Below are 17,834 nucleotides of genomic sequence, written 5' to 3'. Positions count from 1 at the left end.
CATCGCGATGATCGCCTGGTACGTCGCCACCCGCGACTGGCGGGCCGGAGCCGTGCTCGTCGGCTACGCCGCCGGCTGGCTCCCCTGGTTCTACTACGCGATCGCCGACAACCGGACCATGTTCCTGTTCTACGCGATCCCCATGGTCCCCTTCATGATCCTGGCGATCGTGCTCGTGGCCGGGCTGATCCTCGGCCCGGCGAGCGCCCCGCAGGGACGCCGGACCGTCGGCGCCGCGGTCGTGGGTGCCTTCGCCCTGCTGGCGCTCGTCAACTTCTGGTGGCTCTACCCGGTGCTCACCGCCGAGATCATCCCGTACGCCGAGTGGAGTTCACGGATGCTTTTCAAGAAGGGCTGGATCTGAGCGTCCGCGTATGAGCCACTTAGAAGACATTTCCTAGGGTAGGCACCGTGCAGGATCCATTACGTCACGTTCATCGTCAGAGCAGGCCCGCATACGGCAGACTGCGAAGCATGCCTGCACCGGACGTGGCCGCCCTCCTGTCGGAGCTGGAGCGTTCCGAGCCCGCCGCCGCCGAGCACGCCCGCAGCGCGATCGACTGGCTGACCGGCGGCGAGCCGCTGGAGACGATCAGCGAGCTCAACGTGTGCGAGTTTCTCTGGTACACCCTGCCCTCGAAGGTCACCGGCGACCGTCCCGCGATCGCCCGCGCGCTGGGCCTGCTGCTGCGGCTGGGCGGCCTTGAGCGCTACGCCGCCCTCTGCTCGTCGTCCACGACCACCCAGATCCTGCGCACCTACGCCCGCCTGGGCGAGGACGCGGGGATGGCCGCGTACCAGTCGGCCCTGGACGCGACGGGTGTGCTCCCGCCCGACGTGCCCGAGCTGCGGTGGAGCTCGATCATGGGACCGGAGGAGCTGGGCGCGCACGGCGCCTGCTCGGCCGCACTGGAGCTGGCGATCGTCTCCGGTGAGCTCGTCCCCCGTCCGGCCGAGCGGCAGAGGCTCACCAGCCGCTGGCTCACCACGCCCCGCCCCGAGCTGGGCGGCGACAACTGGCTGCACCGGGTCCAGGGCGAGCGGCTCAACCGCTGGGTCCTCGGCCGGGGCACCGCCTGGCGCGAGCTCGCCCAGCCCTTCGAGGTGCGCTTACACGCGCCCATCCCCGCACCGGACGAGGCCCATCTGGGGGCGCTGCGCTGGCTGCTGACCGTGGGGCTCCGCCCGGAAGGCATCCCGCTGACCCAGCGGCACAACCTCGCCCGTTCCGTGCTCGCGGAGAGCACCTGGAGCGGCGCGGAACTCGCGGCCGTCCGCGAGGTGGCCCAGGACCAGATGGGCGCGCTACGCCAGACCGGAAGGCGCCTGGTGACCACCTCGACGGGCGAGCGCCTGCTCGGCGACACCGACCTGCTCTGGGAGGCCGCGGCCGCCGCCCTGCTCGCCCCCTCGCCGGGGGAGAACGGCTTCCGTGCCTCGGCCAGGGAGGTGGCGCTGATGCTGCTCGCCGACGGCGCCCCCGCCGACCGTGACCACGTCACCGCCGTGATCGACTGCACGGAGCGGCAGGCCCTGGAGGTCGACGCCTCGCTCGCCGAGCTGGGCAGGCGCCTGGACGCCTTCGGCCTGCGCGTCGACGGCCGTCTCACCCCTGCCGGCCGCTCCGCCGCTCTCGCCGCCCTCCGCAACCACGCCCTGCGCCCCCGCCAGTACGTCAACATGACCTGACGACGCCCTCAGCGTCTCCCCGTGCCCCTCGGTGCCCCTCAGAGGCCGCTGTGGCCCCCGCGGCCCCCGGTGTCCCTTCGTGCTCGAAACCGTACGGCGACCAGGGAAAATATGGCGGTCGCGGACCGACTAACCTTCCTGGAAACGGGCAGTGGCAGCGCGTGTCCGAGCCCACCTCCGCTGACCGCGCCACAGCGCCGGAAACATCCCCGCCCGCCCCCCGCGTTCCGTCGACGGAGACGGGCGCGGGAGGTGTCCCGGCGTCATCGGCCGGAGCCGGCGAATCCGTCTCGTCCGAGCCGATCCTGACCTCCGCGGGCCCTCTGGTCCTGCCCGCCGCTCCGCCCGCGGATGCCGGCGGTCCCGTTCCCGGCGGTCCCGCTCCCGGTGGTCCCGCTCCCGGTGGTCCTGTTCCCGGCGTTCCCGCTCCCGGCGGCCCCGCGAGCGCGGTCACCGTGCCCCCCGGCGCGGCCGCGTCCCCCGACGCCGCGCCGTCATCGGGAATCACCCCGAACCTCCCGTTCGGCCGTCCCGGACGCTCGATGAGCAACAACCCGTTCGTGTTCGGCTTCACCGCCGCCCTGGGGGTGCTCACCGCCTGGTGGCTGGTGCAGGCCATCGCGACCGCGAGCTCGGTGCTGGTCCTCATCGTCGTCTCGCTCTTCCTCGCCATCGGCCTGAACCCGGCCGTCGAGGTCCTCCAGCGGCGCAACGTCCCCCGGGTGTGGGCCATCACCCTCGTCTTCCTGGGCGTCATCCTCGTCTTCGTCGTCTTCGGCCTGGCCGTGGTCCCCCCGCTGACCACGCAGTCCACCCAGTTCGTCGAGCAGCTCCCGCAGTACGTCCAGGAGCTGCAGAACAACCCGGTCATCCGCGATCTGGACCAGCGCTTCCAGCTGCTGGAGAAACTTCAGACGTACGTGACGAGCGGCGACTTCGGCACCCAGATGTTCGGCGGTGTGCTCGGCATCGGGTCGGTCCTCATCGGGGCGGTCTTCAACTCGCTCACGGTGCTGGTGCTGACGCTCTATCTCCTGGGCTCGTTGAAGTCGCTCAAGAAGCTGGCCTACCGCCTCGTCCCTCGGAGCCGCAGGGTCCGCACGACCCTGCTCGGTGACCAGATCATCGACAGCATCGGCGGATACGTCGCCGGGAACCTGATCATCTCGCTCATCGCCGGTGTGACGACCTTCATCTTCCTGAGCATCATGCAGGTCCCGTACGCCCTGGCGCTCTCGCTGATCGTCGCGATCACCGACCTCATCCCGCTGGTCGGCGCCTTCATCGGCGCGGGGATCGCCTCCCTGGTGGGATTCTTCGTCTCTCCGACCGTCGGGATCGTCTGCATCGTCTTCTTCACGATCTACCAGCAGATCGAGAACTACTGGATCGCCCCGGCCGTGATGAAGAGCTCGGTCGACGTGCCGCCGCTCGCCACGATCGTCGGCGCCCTGCTGGGGGGCGCGCTGCTCGGCGTGGTGGGCGCGCTGCTCGGCATCCCGATAGCCGCGGCCGTCCTGCTCATCCTGCGGGAGGTGGTCCTGCCCCGGCAGGAACGCACCTGACCGGCACCCGATCGGCCCCGATCGGCCCTGACCGGCTCTGATCACCATGGAGGAGCCACGTCGGCCTCTCCTCCGTCTACGCGGATCGGGGGTCACGAGCCCTCACCGTCGAGGTACGCCTGTCCCTCATCCGCACACAACATCACAAAAAAGTTTTTTTCGCTTCTTCGTCGCAAAAGTACCTAGATCACAACAACATGCGATAAAAGATCACTTGCACCTACTGTCTCCCCTTTGGGGTATACGTGAAGAAGCGTCTTCGACTCCTCGCGGCCCAGCTGCTCGCCACGGCCCTCGTCCTCACCACCCTCTCGGCCCCCGCCCACGCGAGCACTCCGGAGAGCGATCCCCAGCTCGCCGCCGAGTGGCAGACCGCGTGGGACACCTACCAGTTCTACAAGACCACGCCGCCCCTCCCGGGATCGGGACGCAGCCGGGCGCAGGACAGCATCTCCATCACCATCGACGCCCCCGTCAACCGGGTGTTCCCCGCGTACTCGAACATCAACAACCACCTCGGCCTGCACTCGTTCCTGAAGCGGGTCGTCACCCACAAGGACCGCCGGCAGGGCAGCAAGCGCCACATCGACTTCACCGCGGTCGAGGAGCTCCCGTACGAGGGTTCGACCGTCGTCATCAACACGCACGCGCAGCAGCGCATCAACCCCGCCGCCCTCTACTACGAGACCGACAGCTGGACGATGCCCAACGTCGTCACCCACCAGAAGATCGTCTTCGAGGCGCTCTCCGGAGGAAAGACCAAGGTCACCGAGTACCTCACCTTCGACGCGGACAGCACGCTGATCGACTTCGTACTCCAGAACGGCGTCGCCTCCCACCAGGCGACCCAGGCCGGGATGAAGCAGGCGATCGAGAGCGGCGAGCTCTAGAGACGGCGTCCGCCGCCGACGAGGGTGAGCCGTCGCGGGCCTCACTCCTCGTCGGCGGCGCGGCCCGCGGCAGGTATGTGCCGCAGCGCGGCGACGGTGAGTACGGCGATGCCCGTCACCGGCATTCCGGCGACGGCGGCGGTGACGGTGACGGTGACGTCGAGCCCGGCGGTGAGGGCGTCGCGCGCGACCGCCGAGGCCGCGCCGAACACCGGCCGCTCGTGTCACCGGCCGTGCCCGTGGTCACGAGCCCTGCCGCCGCAGTTCCCCCTCCAGCGCGTCGAGCCATTCGCCGGTGCCGCGTTCCCTCCATTCCGGCTTCTCGTGGCCGTCGAGGAAGGCGTCGTGCTCGGTGAGGACCAGCCGGGTGCCCGTGCCCTCGGGGACGAACTCCACCGTGGTGAACGAGACCGTGGCCAGATCATCCCCGACGGAGAGGGTGGAGGTGTAGACGATCCGCTCGTCCGGGACGATGTCCTGGTACGAGGACTCGAAGGTCATGCCCGGACCGTGCTCCGGTCCACCTCGGTTGACCTCCTTGCCGCCGACCCGGAAGTCGAGGTCGTGCTTCCCGTCGGGGGCGGCGAACCACCGGGCCTTCGCCACGGGGTCGGCCCAGGCGGCGAACACCCGGGAGGGGGCGACGTCGTACACCCGCTCCAGGGTGAACGTGGCATGCGTGACAGAACCATCGGTCATGATCTTCTCCTTGTTCCGGTCGTTCCGGTCATTCCGGTTGTTCTGGGTTTCGACATCCCGGCTCACTCGTTCAGCAGGTCGCCGAGCCGGTCGAGCCGGTGCTCCCAGGTGGTGCGCTGCCCGGCGAACCAGCTCTCGGCCGTCCGCAGCACGTCCGGCTCGATGTGACAGGTGCGGACCCTTCCGATCTTCTCGGTCCGGACCAGACCGCACGCCTCAAGCACCTGCAGGTGCTGCATCACCGCCGGCAGTGACATCTCCAGAGGCCGGGCCAGCTCACTCACCGACGAGGGCCCGCGGACCAGCCGCTCGACCATCTCGCGCCGCGTCGCGTCCGCGAGCGCCTGGAACACCCGATCCAGCGAACCATCTTGGTTAAGCATGTACTTAAGTATTGGACGCGAAAGGGAAATAGTCAAGCAGATACTTAAGTATTGAGCGCGGGTTTGACCTTGTCGTAGCGTCAACGTTTCTAATGAGGGCATGCGGATCGGCGAACTCGCCGCGCTGGTCGGGGTGTCCACCCGGACCAACGTGGTCGTCGAGCTGACCGAGCCGGTCACCGTGGTCCGTCCACTCGGCGGTCGCGCCGAGGCCACCACGATCCGCTTCTTCACCGACACCCCCGAGGCGCTGCTGGACGCCCTGCGACCCTCCCCGCACCACAGCGTTCCCTGATCCCCACGCGCCCCGTCCGTATCCGGCGCCGGGCCGTGCCGAGACGCCGCGCTTTCCTGTCATGTTCAGTCAGATCGCGTCAGATCTTGTATTGACTTACCTTGCCTTAAATGTAAAGTTTCTTTCGAGAGAGCGCTCTCACGCCTCGTCCCCCTCCCCCCACCCCTCAAGGACCAGTCGTGAGATTCACCGTGCTGACCAGCGTGGCGGTACTCGCCGCCGCGCTCGTCGTCCCGTCCCCGACCGCGCAGGCCGCCGCGATACCCGACCCCGCTCCCGACCCGTCCAAGGCGGCCACGGCCGAACAGGCACTGCGGCGAGACCTCGGCCTCACCCCCACGCAGGCCCGCGTCCGCCAGGCCCACGAGGCCGGGGCGGCCGTGGTGGAGCGGCAGCTTCGCACCCGTCTCGCCGACCGGTTCGCCGGCGCGTGGTTCACCCCCGGCGAAGGGCGGCTGAGCGTCGGCGTCCTGAACCGCGAGGACGCCGACCTCGTCCGCGCGGCGGGCGCGCTGCCGGTGTCCGTGCCACGCAGCGAGAGGCAACTGGCCACCACGAAGGCCGCGCTCGACCGAGTCGCGGACTCCGCGGGCAAGGACATCCACAGCTGGTACGTGGACGTCGCCGCGAACACCGTGGCGGTGTCGGCGGCCGACCGCGCCGCCGCCGAACGTTTCGTCAGGGCGGGCGCCGTCGACGCCGCCGAGGTGCGGATCTCCGTCGACGAGGCGCCCAAACCCCTGTACGACATCCGCGGCGGCGACCAGTACGTCATCAACGGCAACACGCTCTGCTCGGTGGGCTTCGCGGTCAACAACGGCGGCTTCGTCACCGCCGGGCACTGCGGCCGCACCGGCAGCCCCACCCTCGGTTACAACAACGTGAGCCAGGGCACCTTCGCCGGCTCGTCGTTCCCCGACAACGACTACGCCTGGGTCCGTACCAACGGAAACTGGACACCCCGCCCGTGGGTCAACAACTACGGCGGCGGCAACGTCGCCGTGGCGGGCTCCCGGGAAGCCGTGGTGGGCTCCTCCATCTGCCGGTCCGGGCGCACCACCGGCTGGCGCTGCGGCACCATCCAGGCCAAGAACGTGACCGTGAACTACTCCGGATCCCTGGTCCACGGGCTCACCCGGACCAGCGCCTGCGCCGAGGGCGGCGACTCGGGCGGCGCCTGGATCACCGGCGACCAGGCCCAGGGCGTCACCTCCGGCGGCTCCGGCAACTGCTCGACCGGCGGTACCACCTTCTACCAGCCGGTCAACGAGATCCTCGGCGCGTACGGCCTCACCCTGACCACCACCGGCGGGGGCGGCGGACGGCTCATCGGCTGGCAGGACAAGTGCATCGACGTACCCGGCAGCAACGCCGCCGACGGGCAGCGCCTGCAGCTGTGGGACTGCAACGGCACCGCCGCGCAGAACTGGACGTTCCCCGGCGACGGCACCGTCCGCGCCTTCGGCCTCTGCATGGACGTGGCCTGGGGCTCCACCGCCAACGGCGCCGCCATCCAGCTCGCCACCTGCAGCGGCAACCCGGCGCAGCAGTTCGTCCTCAGCGGCGCGGGTGACCTGGTCAACCCGCAGGCCAACAAGTGCGTGGACGTCACCGGCTTCGGCGGCAGCGGTACCCCGCTGCAGCAGTGGGAGTGCAACGGCGGCGCCAACCAGAAGTGGCGGCGAGGCTGACCACCCGCGGGACATCGCCGGGACGGTAAGCGTTCTCACCGAGACACCACTGGGGCGGTAAGCGTTCTCACCGGTTCTCAGTGGGGCACCGCCGGGACGGTAAGCGTTCTCACCGCCCCGGCACCGCCCCGGCACCGCGCCGTTTCACCCACCGCCGGACGCGCGACGGAAGTCCCCACCGCGTGTCCGGCGGTGCGCGGTGGGGACACCCGGTGCGCGCCCCCACCGCACCGGCCACCCGAGACCACGACCTTGACGGGAGGTCACGACCAGGCGCCGGTGGCGGCGATCCGGGCCGCGTAGTCCTCGAACGCGACCGGAGGACGGCCGAGCACCCGCTCGACCCCGTCGACGGGCTCGGCCGTGTGACCGGCACGGTGCAGGGCGAACAGGGTGTTCAGCGCGTCGGCCGCGACCTCCGGATATCCCTCCGCGAGCAGTTCGGCCCGGTATGCCTCCGGGGTCAGCTCGACGTACTCGATGGACCGGCCCGCGGCCCGCGCGATGATCTCGACGGCCGCGCCGAAGGTCACCCCGCGCGGACCCGACAGGTCGTACGTCAGCCCCGCGTGCCCGTCCCCCGTCAGCGCGGCCACGGCGACCGCGGCGACGTCGTCGGCGTCGATGAACGGCTCGGGCACCTCGCCGATCGGCAACGCCAGCCTCCCCGCCCGCAGCGGCGCGTGCCACAGGTCCTCGTCGAAGTTCTGGTTGAAGTTGTTCGCCCGCAGGATCGTCCACTCCGCCCCCGAGTCGCGGACGGCCCGCTCCGCTGCGGCCATGCCCTGGCCGAAGTCCTCGCCGACCTGGTCCATGCCCCGGCCGGACAGCACCACGAAACGCTTGACGTCCGTGGCGCTCTCGACGAAGTCGCGGATCGGGGTGGGGTCGTCGGGCGCCACCAGGTATACCGCCTCGGCGCCGTGCAGCGCGTTCTCCCAGGTGGCGGGCTCGGACCAGTCGAAGCGAACCTCGCTGGAACGGGAGGCGGGCCGCACCCGCTCCCCCTCCGCGCGCAGTCGCCGCACCACCCGGCGGCCGGTCTTGCCGGTCGCGCCCAGAATCAGGATCTCTCTCATGCAATAGAGCCAACCGCGCGGGGAGCCGCCCGCACATGGCCGAACGTACGCCGCACCTGTCCGATCGTCCCGTCGTCGTGGCACCCCGGACGCAGACCACACCCGTTCGATCATCCCGTCGTCGCGGCACCCCGGACGCAGACCGCCCTGATCCGATCGTCCCGTCGTGGCCACCGGGCGTGCGCCGCACCCGTGCGATCGTCCGGTTATCGTGGGCGCCATGGACCCGTACGACGACCTGTTGCGGGGGGTTCGCGGCGAGGGGGCCGTCTTCGGCGCGTCGGTGCTGTCGCCGCCGTGGGCGCTCAGGTTCGCCGACGGTCCCTCTCTGACACTCCTCGTCCCCCTGCGCGGCGAAGGGTGGATCGTCCGGGGAGACGACGCCCGGCAGGTGCGACTTGGCGAGGCGGCGATCGTGCGCGGGCCGGAGCCCTTCGTCGTCGCGGACACCGACGCACCGCGTCCTGCCCGGGAGGTCTCCCCTGAAAGGGCCGTCGCCGGAGACCTGACCGGCCAGACCATCCTGTTGGCGGGGTCGTACCGGGTGAACGGCGAGGTGGCCCGCCGCCTGGTCAGGGTGCTGCCCCCCGTGCTCGTCGTACCGGACGATCATGACTGCAGCAGCATGGGCGCCTACCTGGAGGCGCAACTCCTCTCCGGTCGCCCTGGGCACCAGATCGTGCTGGACCGGCTGCTCGACTGGTTGCTGGTGTGCACGCTGCGCGACTGGTTCGACCGGCCGGAGGCGGTGAGTCCCGGCTGGTACACCGCCCTGAACGACGACGTGGTCGGCCCGGCCCTGCGCGCCATCCACGAGGCCCCGTCCAGGCCGTGGACGCTCGCCTCCCTCGCCACCGCCGCGAGCGTCTCGCGCACCACCCTGGCCAGGCGGTTCACCGAACTCGTGGGCGAGCCGCCGATGACGTACCTGACGGAGTGGCGGATGGCACTCGCCGCCGACATGCTGGCCGAACCCGCCGCGACGGTCGCCACCGTGGCGCGCAGGGTGGGCTACTCCGACGCGTTCGGCTTCAGTTCGGCGTTCAAGCGCGTCCTGGGCGTGAGCCCGAGCGTCTACCGCGACGGCGTCACCGTCCGGGCCGGAGAGACGGCGAGCGCCGGGCTGCCCGGTTCCCCCTGAGACGGAGGCTGCGACCGGGGCGGCGTCCCGGAGACGGTCTGTCTTCCGGGCCGGAGGCGAACGGCGCGGTGTTCGCCCCCTCGTCCCCGGCGCCCGTCAGCGCCGGTGCCGGTAGTGGTGGGTGACCAGCGCGGCGGCACACGCCAGGACGATCGCCCCGAACCCGATTCCGATGAAAACGTTGAGGTCGGAGGTGGAGGTCACGATGTTGCAGACCACGCCGACCATCAGCAGAGCCCACAGCACGGGACGCACCACGCCACCCCGGGCGTCGGCGGGCCGCGTCGAAGGCGGCGTCTCGAAGGTGTCGGAAACGCGGTGGGAAGGGTCGGTCACGGCGTGCTCCTTGGTCGAACCGTTCGTCATGCTCCGACGCTACGAACCGCCGCCGCTCCCGGCGATCCCGCCGACGAGACAGGCGAGGTACAGCAGGCTGTACTTCTCGGCCCGCGACCTGACGGCGTCCAGAACGGTGCCCTATCGTCTGGCCGAGGAGGTGTGAATGCCGATCCACGAGTCCCCGGCCGGCCGCAAGTCGGCGATGTTCGCCCGTGCCCGCACCGTCCTGGACGCGTTCGAACACCTCGTCGGCGGGCTGGGCACCACGGTCCTCGCCCTCGTCGCCTTCCTGCTGCTCGCCGCCACCGCGCTCGCCTGCCTCGTCGGCGTGGGCGTGTTTCTGGCACCCACCGCGCTGCGTGGGCTGCGGGCCGTCGCCGACCGGGAGCGCGCGAGGCTCTCCCGCTGGGGTCCGGAGATCATCGGTCCGGGGCCGGTGCCGCCCGGCCTGCGTGCCGCCCTCGCCGATCCGGCCACGCGCCGGGAGCTGGGCTGGGTGGTCGTCCACTCGACCCTCGGTCTGTTCCTCGGCCTGGCCGGTCTCACGATCTTCTTCAGTGCGGTGACCAACACCACCTTCCCGTTGTGGTGGCGGCTGCTGCCTCCGGAGGAGGCGGCCACCTCGGCCATGGGGCTCTGGACCGTACGGGATCTGCCCGGTGCCCTCGGGGTGAGCCTGCTCGGCCTGGGCTGGATCGTCCTCGCCGTGCTCCTCATACCGGGGATGGCGCGGCTGCAGGCGTGGCCCGGCCGGCGGCTCCTGTCGGCCGGGCCTGGCGCCGACCTCGCGCTGCGGGTCGCGCAGCTCACCGCGACCCGCGCGGCGGCGCTGGACGCGCACGCCGCCGAGCTGCGGCGGATCGAACGGTCGCTGCACGACGGGACCCAGAACCGGATCGTCGCCGTCACCGTCCTGCTCGGCGCGGCCCGCCGTGCGCTGGCGCGCGACCCGTCCGGCGCCGAGGCCATCCTCGACCGCGCCCAGGACGCCGCAGAGCAGGCGCTCGCCGAGCTTCGCGCGGTCGCCCGCGGCATCCTGCCTCCGGTGCTGACCGACCGGAGCCTCGCCGACGCGCTGATCGGGCTGGTCACCACCTGCCCGGTGCCCTGCCGGCTCGACGCCGACCTTCCCGGCCGCTGCGCCGCCTCCGTCGAGGCCACCGCCTACTTCGTGGTGGCCGAGGCGCTCACCAACATCGCCAGGCACAGCCATGCCGGGCACGCCACCGTGAAGGTCCGCCGCCGCGACGACCGGCTGCACCTTCAGATCACCGACGACGGCCGCGGAGGAGCCGACGAGCACGGCGGGTCCGGGCTCGTCGGCATCCGCCGCCGTACCGAAGCACATGATGGGACGCTCATGCTGACCAGTCCTCCCGGCGGGCCCACCGTCCTTGAGGTGAGCCTGCCATGCGGATCGTGATCGCCGAGGACGACCCGCTGCTGCGCGAAGGACTCGCGCTGCTGCTGCGCGCGGAGTCGCTCGACGTCGTGGCCACCGCCGCCGACCCCGACGGGTTCCTCACCGCCGTCGACGCCCACGAGCCGGACGTCGCCATCGTCGACGTCCGGATGCCGCCGACCCACACCGACGAGGGGATCGTCGCGGCCGTCGAGGCGAGGCGCCGCAGGCCGGGCCTGGCCGTGCTCGTGCTGTCCGCGTACGTCGAACAGGCCTTCGCCACCGAGCTGCTCGCCCAGGGCAGCGCCCACCTCGGATACCTCCTCAAGGAGAGGGTCGGGCGCGTCGACGAGTTCCTGAACGCGCTGCACCGGGTGGCCGAGGGAGGCACGGCGATCGATCCCGAGGTCGTCGCGCAGCTCTTCGCCCGCACCCGGTCCGACGACCGGCTGGAGCGCCTCAGTCCCCGCGAACGCGACGTCCTCGCCCTGATGGCCGAAGGACTGGGCAACACCGCCATCGCCGAGAGGCTCTTCGTCACCGACGGCGCCGTCCACAAGCACATCCGCAGCATCTTCGCCAAGCTCGACCTCGCGCCAACGGACCGGGCGGACCGGCGCGTCACCGCCGTCCTGCGCTATCTCGAAGACGCCCAGCGCCGAGCCTGACCACCGGCCGTTCAGGCCCCTTCCGCGCGTCCGATCACCTCGTGGGCGCTCCTGGCGACCGCCGCGTCGATGAACCGGCCCCTGGCGTCGAGCGCGACGCCGCCCGTCTCGGCCAGGCGGCGGACCAGGTCGCGGGCCTCCTCCAGCTCCTCGGGCGACGGGGTGAAGACCTCGTTGATCGGCGGGAGCTGGCGGGGCGACAGCGCGGTGCGGGCACGGAACCCCTGCCGCAGCAGGGTCCGGGTGCCCGCCACCAGCGCCTCCGTGTCGCGGACGGCGGTCTCGACCGGGCCGACCGGCGGCAGGATCCCGGCCGCCGCCGACGCGACGACGATCCGCGACCGGATCGGCCAGAGTTCCTCGCGCCCGGGACCCGGGCGCAGCCCCAGCTCACCGGCGAGGTCGGCCTCCCCCACGCCGAGCCGTACCACCCGGGGCGACGCCGCGACGCGTTCGGCCTGAACGACGCCGGAGGCCGACTCGATCAGCGCGAGCAGGGCGAACGTGCCCGGCGCGAGGTCGCGGGCCGTCTCGGCCTCGGTGAGCAGGGCGTCGGCGAGCTCCAGCAGCGCCGGTTCGGCCTTCGGGACCACGATCCCCTTCAGCCCCGGTACGGCCACCGTCGCGATGTCCGCCTTCGGGGTGTCGGCGTTGACGCGTACCCAGACCTCGCCGGGCAGTCGCGGGATCGCGGCGGCGGCGTTCTTCCTGGCGGCGGCCTTCGCCCCGGGCGCGACCGCGTCCTCCAGGTCGAGGATGAGCGCGTCGGCCCCGCGACCCGCGGCCTTGGCGAGCCTGTCCTCCTGGTCCGCGGGGACGTAGAGGTAGCTGCGCGGGGTCATGCGCCGGTCGGCCTGGCCAGGTAGCGGCCCTGCGGGCTGCCGGTGACCTTGCCGTCGGCGAGCACCCGGTGGCCGCGCAGGAACGTGTCGGTGACCCGGGCGGTGAGCTCGAAGCCCTCGAACGGGGTGTACTCCTGCGTGGACTCGGAGTCGGCCGCGCGCACCGTCCAGGTCGAGTCGGGGTCGACCAGGCAGAAGTCGGCGTCCAGGCCCTCGGCGACGGCGCCCTTGGTGCGCAGGCCGAACCGCCTGGCGGGGTTCCAGGACAGCAGGCGGGCGATCTCGCCGTAGCCGAGACCGCGCCTGGAGCCCTCGGTGACCAGGCCGGGCAGCAGGTACTCGGCACCGCCGAAGCCCGACTTGGCGACGAAGACGTCCTCGCGGGGGTCGCCGAACTTCTGCTCGTCGCGGCAGCAGGCGTGGTCGCTCACGACCCAGTCGACCTTGCCGTCGAGCACGTGGCCCCACAGGGCCTCGACGTCCTCGCGGGGGCGCAGCGGCGGGTTGACCTTGCCGCCGATGCCGCTCGCGGTGGTGATGTCGGCCAGCAGGTGGCCGATGGTGACCTCGCGGCGGAAGTCGATGTGCGGGAACGCGTCGGCCATGCGCAGGGCGGCGTCCATCGCCTTCGCCGACGACAGGTGCAGCAGGTTGATCGTCGGCAGGCCGGTCTCGTGCGCGAGGTAGGAGGCGATGCTGACGGCGAGGCCCTCGGAGTGCGGCGGGCGGGAGGCGCTGTAGGCGGCGAGACCGGTGAGGGTGCCCTCCTCCTCGACCATCTTCGTGTACGCCGTCATGATCTCGGCCGTCTCGCAGTGCAGCGAGAGCGAGATCTCCTCGGCGAGGTCGGGGAACCTCTGGCGGGCGGCCTGGATGCCGCGCATGACGAACTCGAAGTGGGCGACGTCGTAGCGCTCGCCCTCCGGGATCATCAGGAAGGAGTTCTGGTCGGCCGAGCGGCCGTGCAGGCCGTGGCTGCCGTAGAACATGAACACCTTGAACGAGGTGACGCCGTGGTCGCGGACCAGTGACGGGATCTCCTCGATGTGGCGGCGCATCATCGGGGCCAGGTGGAACGCGTAGTCGACGAAGGCCCTGCCGTCGGAGGCGGCGAGCACCTCGGGGAAGACCTCGGCGTACTCCCCGCCCTTGTTGAGGTAGTACTGCCCGGTGCGCATGTACGTCAGGGCGGAGGTCACGCCGCCCTGCGCGCAGGCGCGGCTCTCGGTCTCGGTGTCCACCGAGAGCGGGTTGTAGATGCCCCAGTGCTGGTGGGCGTCCACGACGCCGGGGAAGGCGAGCCGTCCGCCGCCGTCGACCACCTCGCGGCCCTCGGCCGGGTCGATGCCGGGCGCGACGCGGGCGATCCGCCCGTCGAGCACCGCGATGTCGGCGTCCACCGGCTCGGCGTGGTCGTGGTGGACGACCCGGACGTTCTTGATGATCAGGTCAAACGAGGTCACAGGGAGACTCCTTCGAGGTGGGTGAGCGGGCGCAGCACGTCGGCGACACCGGGCAGCCGGTCGAGTGCGAGCACCTGGTCGCGGACGGTCTCCGCGGCCTCGTCCGGCAGGCGGCCCGAGACGTTCTCCCGGAACTTGCGCGACAGCTCGGCGTCCGAGAGCGGCCTGGCCGGACCGCCCCGGTTGGCGAGCACCTCCTCGGTCCACTCCTGGCCGTCGTCGGTGCGCACCCGGACCACGGCCGGGAACTGGTGGGGGTAGATCTCGTCGCACCGCTCGTCGGCGACGACGTCGACCTTCGCCATCAGGGCCCGTCGCCACGGGTCCCTGGCGAGGTCGTCGGTGAAGTCGTCCAGTCCCACGCCGAGGCCGGAGCCGCCGACGAGCCCGGCGACCACCGCGTAGGGGCCGCTGAACTGGGCCTGGTAGCCGGTCTCGGGGGCGCGCTTGCCGCTGATCGGCTGGCCGATCGTGCGGATCACCGCGTAGGGCACCCGGAGCTCGATGTGCTCGATCCGGTCGAGCGGCAGGCCCCGCGCGCGCAGCGCGAGCCCGGCGTCGATGGCGGTGTGGGTGAAGTGGTTGGCCGGGTAGGGCTTGAAGAAGACACCCGGCACCGCCCAGCGGTCACCGAGTCCGTCGAGCACCTGCGACAGGTCGGTCTTGTCGTCGCGGATGAACGCCTCGAAGAAGCCGAACCGGCCCTCCAGCACGGTCGGCGGACCGGTGAAACCCCGCCCGACCAGCGACGCGGCGGTGACGGCCGAGTGGGCGGCCCAGCCGCAGTGCAGCCGCTTCACGGTGCCGCCGGTGCGGTTGGCCTCGATGATGCCCGAGGCGAACGAGGCGGCGACGCCCAGCGCGTCGCGTACGCCGTCCTCGCCCAGGCCCATGAGCAGGGCCGCCGCGGCGGCGCCGCCCATCGTGCCGCAGATGGAGGTGGCGTGCTGGCCGTGTTCGAAGAAGACCGAGTTGCCGAGCGTGGTGTCGTAGCCGGCCATGCCGAGCCGGACGGTGATCTCCAGTCCGGCCGCGATCGCCGCGACCGTGTCGGCGCCCGAGGCCCCCGAGGCCTGCGCGGCGGCGAGCGCGGCCGGGATCACCCCGGCGCTCGGGTGCAGCACCGACGGCAGGTGGGTGTCGTCGTAGTCGAGCGAGTGCGCCAGCACGCCGTTCGCGAACGCGGCCTGCGCGGCGGGCAGCGCCTGGGCGACCCCGACGGCGTACGCCTCTGGCCGCCCGCCCTGGTCGGCGGCGTAGCCGGAGGCGGCCACGCTGGTCGGCAGCCGGTAGGCGGCCACGCACAGCCCGAGCACGTCGAGCACCCGCTGCCGTACGCTGGCGATCACGTCGGCGGGCGGCTGCCCGCTCAGGGTGGCGGCGGCGAACCTGGCGAGTTCGGCCGCGAGGATCGGCTCACCCACGGCCCACCACCGCCAGCGGACGGACCGGTGAGCCGGTGGCGCCGAAGATGGGCAGCGGGGCGAGCACGAACGTGAACTCGTGCACCCCCGCGGCGGCGAGTCCCTCCAGGTCGAGCGTCTCGATGATGTAGACGCCGCGTTCGACCAGGAGCACCCGGTGGGCGGGGAGCACGCTGTGGCCGCTGCCGGGTTTGAGGCATTCGAAGGCGATCGTGTCGGCGCCCGCCGCGTGGACGCCCTGGTCGGCGAGCCAGGTCGCGCCCGCCTCGCCGACACCCGGTACGCCCGAGTCGCGGCCGATGTAGACGTTCCGGTCGGGGTCGCCGAAGAGGCGGCCCCAGCCGCTGCGCACCAGCACCACGTCTCCGGAGGCCAGGGGGGTGCCCTGGCTCGCGACCGCCTTCTCCAGGTCGTCGGGGGTGATCTCGTAACCGGCCTCACAGCCCTCGGGGGTGCCGAGGGCGGCGGGCACGTCGAGCAGCACGCCGCGCCGCACCATCGGGGCGATCGTGTGCGCCCCGAGCTCGGCGAACCGGCCTCCGCTGCTCGCCGCGAGGGCGTCGGAGCCGTCGATGAGGCGGCCGTCGTGGGAGACGTGGGCGAAGGCGTCGATGTGGGTGCCGACGTGGGTGCCCATGCTGATCATGTCGTTGGCGGCGGAGCCGCCGTCGGCACGGACCATGTCGCCGTGGCGGCGGGGCAACGTGTGCCAGAAGGGTGGGTGGTTCGGTGACTGCGGCATTCCGATGGTCAGCGGACGGCCCAGGTCGTAGATGCCGACCCCGTCGCGGACCGCCTGTAGCAGCGGGTCGGTGGTAGCGGTGCCGCTCACGTCGCCTGGCCTTCCGTTTCCGGTGCTCACGCCGGTGCTCCCGGCGTCTGTCGTACGGTTTCCGGTCCTCACACGGGTGGTCCCGGTGTCTGCGGTGTGGTCTCCGGCGCTCGCGCCGGTGGTTTTGGTGTCTGTCGCGCGGTCTCCGGTCCTCACCTCGGTGGTCCCGGCGTCTGCGGTGCGGTTTCCGGTCCTCACACCGGTGGATCCGGCGCCTGTCATGCGATCACCTTGCGTACCCGCAGGTCGGCGGTCGTGGCGGCGTCGAGCCCGAGCTCCCGCAGGATCTCGTCGGTGTCGGCGCCCAGGGGCCGGCCGGTGAAGCGGACCCGCCCGGGGGCGCCGGGCATCCGCCACATCACGTTGTGCATCAGCACCGAGCCCAGGTCCTCGTCGGGAACGCGGGTGAGCATGCCGGTGCCGGTCACGTGGGGGTCCTCGGCGAGGTCGCGGGCGTCGTACACGGGTGCGGCGGCGGCGCCGACCCGTTCGAACTCGGCCATGACCTCCTCGCGGGTGCGTTCGGCGATCCAGCCGCCGACGTGGGCGTCGAGCAGGTCGGCGTGGGCCGCCCGCTGCCGCCCTGAGGCGAACCACGGTTCGGCGATCACCTCGGGGTGGCCGACCAGCGTCATCACCCGTTCGGCGATGCTCTGGGCGCTGGTGGAGATGGCGACCCAGCCGCCGTCCTTGCAGCGGTAGGTGTTGCGCGGGGAGTTGTTGCCCGACCGGTTGCCCTGGCGGCGGCCGATCACGCCGAGCTGGTCGTAGACGGTGGCGTGGGGGCCGACCGCGGTCATGATCGGTTCGAGGAGGTTGATGTCGACGACCTCGCCCCGGCCGGTCCGCTCCCGGGCCCAGAGCGCCATCATCGTCGCCGAGCTGGCCGCGATGCCGCAGATGCTGTCGGCGAGCCCGAACGCCGGGAGGGTCGGGGGGCCGTCGGCCTCGCCGGTGAGGTGGGCGAAGCCGCTCATCGCCTCGGCGAGGGTGCCGAACCCGGGGCGGGCCGCGTAGGGGCCCTCCTGCCCGAAGCCGGTGATCCGGACGATCACCAGCCGGGGGTTGATCTCGTGGAGCGTCTCGGGCCCGACGCCCCAGCGTTCGAGGGTGCCCGGCCGGAAGTTCTCCACGACGACGTCGGCCGTCTTCGCCAATTCCAGGAACAGCTGCGCGCCTTCCGGAACGGAAAGGCTCAGTCCGATCGTGCGCTTGTTGCGGGAGATCTCTTTCCACCAGAGCGGGACGCCGTCCTTGGAAGGGCCGTGGCCGCGCATGCCGTCCCCGGCGACCGGGTGCTCGACCTTCACGACCTCGGCACCTTGGTCTCCGAGGATCTGGCAGCAGAGCGGGCCGGCGAGGATGGTCGACACGTCGATTACCCGCAGACCTGTCAGAGGTCCGTCTTCCACCATCACTCCTTGTTCCGCTA

Annotated in this window: 19 protein-coding genes and 1 pseudogene; 10 read left to right on the top strand and 10 right to left on the bottom strand. The window is 71.6% G+C overall.

Annotation, left to right across the window (positions count from 1 at the left end; genetic code table 11):
- From AB0B90_RS23915 to AB0B90_RS23900, 4 genes and pseudogenes are all read left to right on the top strand, one after another.
- Positions 1 to 364, top strand: a pseudogene (locus AB0B90_RS23915) (phospholipid carrier-dependent glycosyltransferase); the annotation flags it as partial.
- A 110-nt stretch (positions 365 to 474) separates the two neighbouring features.
- Entirely contained in the window at positions 475 to 1,689 is a 1,215-nt protein-coding gene (locus tag AB0B90_RS23910) for a hypothetical protein (RefSeq protein WP_362924843.1), read from the top strand.
- Positions 1,690 to 2,231: 542 nt separating this feature from the next.
- The gene (locus AB0B90_RS23905; protein ID WP_362924841.1) at positions 2,232 to 3,254 is read left to right on the top strand and encodes an AI-2E family transporter; all 1,023 of its coding nucleotides are present in this window, start codon (positions 2,232 to 2,234) and stop codon (positions 3,252 to 3,254) included.
- A gap of 245 nt (positions 3,255 to 3,499) precedes the next feature.
- Positions 3,500 to 4,144 (top strand): hypothetical protein, encoded by a 645-nt coding sequence (locus AB0B90_RS23900; protein WP_362924839.1) that lies wholly within the window; start codon positions 3,500 to 3,502, stop codon positions 4,142 to 4,144.
- Between the two features lie 41 nt (positions 4,145 to 4,185).
- On the opposite strand, the gene AB0B90_RS23895 is transcribed toward AB0B90_RS23900, so the two are convergent.
- From AB0B90_RS23895 to AB0B90_RS23885, 3 genes are all read right to left on the bottom strand, one after another.
- Complete coding sequence (locus AB0B90_RS23895) at positions 4,186 to 4,356, bottom strand: hypothetical protein (RefSeq protein ID WP_362924837.1); 171 nt, start codon at positions 4,354 to 4,356, stop codon at positions 4,186 to 4,188.
- Positions 4,357 to 4,387: 31 nt separating this feature from the next.
- Positions 4,388 to 4,843: an SRPBCC family protein gene (locus AB0B90_RS23890; protein ID WP_362924835.1), complete on the bottom strand. Its 456-nt coding sequence runs from the start codon at positions 4,841 to 4,843 to the stop codon at positions 4,388 to 4,390.
- A gap of 62 nt (positions 4,844 to 4,905) precedes the next feature.
- Positions 4,906 to 5,226 carry a metalloregulator ArsR/SmtB family transcription factor gene (locus tag AB0B90_RS23885; protein ID WP_350945397.1) on the bottom strand — a complete coding sequence of 107 codons (321 nt, stop codon included), beginning with the start codon at positions 5,224 to 5,226 and terminating at the stop codon, positions 4,906 to 4,908.
- A gap of 100 nt (positions 5,227 to 5,326) precedes the next feature.
- Between AB0B90_RS23885 and AB0B90_RS23880 the strand changes: the two genes are divergently transcribed.
- Together AB0B90_RS23880 and AB0B90_RS23875 are read left to right on the top strand one after the other, a co-directional pair.
- The gene (locus AB0B90_RS23880; protein WP_362924833.1) at positions 5,327 to 5,521 is read left to right on the top strand and encodes a hypothetical protein; all 195 of its coding nucleotides are present in this window, start codon (positions 5,327 to 5,329) and stop codon (positions 5,519 to 5,521) included.
- A 179-nt stretch (positions 5,522 to 5,700) separates the two neighbouring features.
- Positions 5,701 to 7,212, top strand: coding sequence for a ricin-type beta-trefoil lectin domain protein (locus tag AB0B90_RS23875; RefSeq protein ID WP_350945399.1), 1,512 nt, complete (start codon positions 5,701 to 5,703; stop codon positions 7,210 to 7,212).
- A gap of 263 nt (positions 7,213 to 7,475) precedes the next feature.
- Here AB0B90_RS23875 and AB0B90_RS23870 read toward each other — a convergent pair whose 3' ends face one another.
- Entirely contained in the window at positions 7,476 to 8,291 is an 816-nt protein-coding gene (locus tag AB0B90_RS23870) for an NAD(P)H-binding protein (RefSeq protein WP_362924830.1), read from the bottom strand.
- A gap of 220 nt (positions 8,292 to 8,511) precedes the next feature.
- Between AB0B90_RS23870 and AB0B90_RS23865 the strand changes: the two genes are divergently transcribed.
- A complete protein-coding gene (locus AB0B90_RS23865; RefSeq protein ID WP_350945401.1) occupies positions 8,512 to 9,432 on the top strand; it encodes an AraC family transcriptional regulator in 921 nt (306 codons plus the stop codon).
- A gap of 96 nt (positions 9,433 to 9,528) precedes the next feature.
- Here AB0B90_RS23865 and AB0B90_RS23860 read toward each other — a convergent pair whose 3' ends face one another.
- On the bottom strand, positions 9,529 to 9,798 hold the full coding sequence (locus tag AB0B90_RS23860; RefSeq protein ID WP_362924828.1) for a hypothetical protein: 270 nt from the start codon (positions 9,796 to 9,798) through the stop codon (positions 9,529 to 9,531).
- On the opposite strand from AB0B90_RS23860, the gene AB0B90_RS23855 reads away from it, so the two are divergent.
- The 3 genes from AB0B90_RS23855 to AB0B90_RS23845 are packed head-to-tail and all read left to right on the top strand — an operon-like array spanning position 9,797 to position 11,841.
- Positions 9,797 to 9,934 carry a hypothetical protein gene (locus AB0B90_RS23855; protein ID WP_350945403.1) on the top strand — a complete coding sequence of 46 codons (138 nt, stop codon included), beginning with the start codon at positions 9,797 to 9,799 and terminating at the stop codon, positions 9,932 to 9,934. The genes AB0B90_RS23860 and AB0B90_RS23855 overlap by 2 nt on opposite strands.
- On the top strand, positions 9,935 to 11,194 hold the full coding sequence (locus AB0B90_RS23850; RefSeq protein WP_362924825.1) for a sensor domain-containing protein: 1,260 nt from the start codon (positions 9,935 to 9,937) through the stop codon (positions 11,192 to 11,194).
- Complete coding sequence (locus AB0B90_RS23845) at positions 11,182 to 11,841, top strand: response regulator transcription factor (protein ID WP_362924823.1); 660 nt, start codon at positions 11,182 to 11,184, stop codon at positions 11,839 to 11,841. The genes AB0B90_RS23850 and AB0B90_RS23845 overlap by 13 nt, the downstream gene beginning before the upstream one ends.
- Positions 11,842 to 11,852: 11 nt before the next feature.
- Here the strand turns inward: AB0B90_RS23845 and AB0B90_RS23840 are convergent, their stop codons facing one another.
- The 5 genes from AB0B90_RS23840 to AB0B90_RS23820 all read right to left on the bottom strand — a co-directional run bounded on the left by AB0B90_RS23840 (position 11,853) and on the right by AB0B90_RS23820 (position 17,814).
- Positions 11,853 to 12,683 carry an aldolase/citrate lyase family protein gene (locus AB0B90_RS23840; protein ID WP_350945406.1) on the bottom strand — a complete coding sequence of 277 codons (831 nt, stop codon included), beginning with the start codon at positions 12,681 to 12,683 and terminating at the stop codon, positions 11,853 to 11,855.
- Positions 12,680 to 14,146, bottom strand: coding sequence for a dihydroorotase family protein (locus tag AB0B90_RS23835; protein ID WP_350945407.1), 1,467 nt, complete (start codon positions 14,144 to 14,146; stop codon positions 12,680 to 12,682). The genes AB0B90_RS23840 and AB0B90_RS23835 overlap by 4 nt, the downstream gene beginning before the upstream one ends.
- On the bottom strand, positions 14,143 to 15,570 hold the full coding sequence (locus tag AB0B90_RS23830; RefSeq protein WP_350945408.1) for an MmgE/PrpD family protein: 1,428 nt from the start codon (positions 15,568 to 15,570) through the stop codon (positions 14,143 to 14,145). The genes AB0B90_RS23835 and AB0B90_RS23830 overlap by 4 nt, the downstream gene beginning before the upstream one ends.
- Positions 15,563 to 16,402, bottom strand: coding sequence for a cyclase family protein (locus tag AB0B90_RS23825; protein WP_362924820.1), 840 nt, complete (start codon positions 16,400 to 16,402; stop codon positions 15,563 to 15,565). The genes AB0B90_RS23830 and AB0B90_RS23825 overlap by 8 nt, the downstream gene beginning before the upstream one ends.
- A gap of 218 nt (positions 16,403 to 16,620) precedes the next feature.
- Positions 16,621 to 17,814 carry a CoA transferase gene (locus tag AB0B90_RS23820; RefSeq protein WP_350945410.1) on the bottom strand — a complete coding sequence of 398 codons (1,194 nt, stop codon included), beginning with the start codon at positions 17,812 to 17,814 and terminating at the stop codon, positions 16,621 to 16,623.
- Between the last annotated feature and the right edge of the window lie 20 nt (positions 17,815 to 17,834).

Origin of the sequence: Streptosporangium sp. NPDC049078 (assembly GCF_040648855.1) — a bacterium.
GTDB lineage: Bacteria > Actinomycetota > Actinomycetes > Streptosporangiales > Streptosporangiaceae > Streptosporangium.
Note: the sequence above shows the minus strand (reverse complement) of the source record. Positions and strands in the feature narration are given on the sequence as shown.

Excerpts from the sequence above, each read along its gene's own strand:
- AB0B90_RS23910 (WP_362924843.1), top strand. The coding sequence starts at position 475 with ATGCCTGCACCGGACGTGGCCGCCCTCCTGTCGGAGCTGGAGCGTTCC.
- AB0B90_RS23880 (WP_362924833.1), top strand. The coding sequence starts at position 5,327 with ATGCGGATCGGCGAACTCGCCGCGCTGGTCGGGGTGTCCACCCGGACC.
- AB0B90_RS23840 (WP_350945406.1), bottom strand. The coding sequence starts at position 12,683 with ATGACCCCGCGCAGCTACCTCTACGTCCCCGCGGACCAGGAGGACAGG.
- AB0B90_RS23845 (WP_362924823.1), top strand. The coding sequence starts at position 11,182 with ATGCGGATCGTGATCGCCGAGGACGACCCGCTGCTGCGCGAAGGACTC.
- AB0B90_RS23890 (WP_362924835.1), bottom strand. The coding sequence starts at position 4,843 with ATGACCGATGGTTCTGTCACGCATGCCACGTTCACCCTGGAGCGGGTG.
- AB0B90_RS23850 (WP_362924825.1), top strand. The coding sequence starts at position 9,935 with ATGCCGATCCACGAGTCCCCGGCCGGCCGCAAGTCGGCGATGTTCGCC.
- AB0B90_RS23860 (WP_362924828.1), bottom strand. The coding sequence starts at position 9,798 with ATGACGAACGGTTCGACCAAGGAGCACGCCGTGACCGACCCTTCCCAC.
- AB0B90_RS23870 (WP_362924830.1), bottom strand. The coding sequence starts at position 8,291 with ATGAGAGAGATCCTGATTCTGGGCGCGACCGGCAAGACCGGCCGCCGG.
- AB0B90_RS23855 (WP_350945403.1), top strand. The coding sequence starts at position 9,797 with ATGCTCCGACGCTACGAACCGCCGCCGCTCCCGGCGATCCCGCCGACG.
- AB0B90_RS23885 (WP_350945397.1), bottom strand. The coding sequence starts at position 5,226 with ATGCTTAACCAAGATGGTTCGCTGGATCGGGTGTTCCAGGCGCTCGCG.
- AB0B90_RS23865 (WP_350945401.1), top strand. The coding sequence starts at position 8,512 with ATGGACCCGTACGACGACCTGTTGCGGGGGGTTCGCGGCGAGGGGGCC.
- AB0B90_RS23905 (WP_362924841.1), top strand. The coding sequence starts at position 2,232 with ATGAGCAACAACCCGTTCGTGTTCGGCTTCACCGCCGCCCTGGGGGTG.